At 56.2% G+C, this 1,005-nt stretch carries 1 protein-coding gene; it reads right to left on the reverse strand.

Annotation, left to right across the window (positions count from 1 at the left end):
* Positions 1-1,005, reverse strand: a 1,005-nt coding sequence (dxs, locus tag BG74_RS18230) for a 1-deoxy-D-xylulose-5-phosphate synthase (protein WP_244267473.1), incomplete at both ends; no start/stop codon positions are given.

Genomic DNA, 1,005 nt, shown 5'->3' on the forward strand with positions numbered 1-1,005 from the left:
CATACAGCTCGCTGAGCGAGGCGCCGGTGCCGTTACCGCGCGGATAACGCACCGCGCTCGGCCCTGCCTGATAGTGATACCCCGTGTGCAGCATCAGCCGGCACTCGTTTTCATCGCTGGGCGTCATGATGATCATGTTGGGAATACAGCGCAGGTAAGAGAGATCAAATGCGCCTTGGTGGGTCTGGCCGTCGGGGCCTACGACGCCGCCGCGATCTATGGCGAACAGCACCGGCAGATTTTGAATCGCCACATCGTGGATTACCTGATCGTAAGCACGCTGCAAAAAAGTAGAGTAGATAGCGACCACAGGATGATAACCGCCGATCGCTAGACCCGCCGCGAAGGTGACCGCATGCTGCTCGGCGATGGCGACATCAAAGTACTGGCGAGGATATTGGCGTGAAAAGGCAACCATGCCGGAACCTTCGCGCATGGCGGGGGTAATCGCCATCAACTTATCATCGCCGGCGGCAGTAGAGCATAGCCAATCGCCGAAAATGGCCGAGTATGAAGGGCATCCGCCACCGATTTTCGGCAGGGTGCCAATTTGGGGATCGAATTTCGGCACCGCATGCCAGCCGATGGGGTCTTTCTCCGCTGGCGCATAACCATGGCCTTTTTTGGTCATGATATGAAGCAGCTGTGGCCCTTTCTTGGCACGCATATTTTTCAGCGTCTGTACCAGACCCTGTACATCATGTCCGTCTACCGGGCCGATATAGTTAAATCCCAGCTCCTCGAACAGTGTGCCCGGCACCACCATGCCTTTAATGTGCTCTTCGGTGCGCTTCACTAGCTCCTTGATCGGCGGAATGCCGGACAGCACCTTTTTGCCACCCTCGCGCAAGGTAGAGTAAAGCTTGCCGGACAGGATCTGCGCCAGATGATTATTGAGCGCCCCAACGTTTTCCGAAATGGACATCTCATTGTCGTTAAGCACCACCAGCAAATCGGATTTGATATCGCCAGCGTGATTCATGGCTTCGAACGCCATACCGGCGG

The sequence above is a fragment of the Sodalis-like endosymbiont of Proechinophthirus fluctus genome (assembly GCF_001602625.1).
In the GTDB taxonomy this organism is placed as follows: domain Bacteria; phylum Pseudomonadota; class Gammaproteobacteria; order Enterobacterales; family Enterobacteriaceae.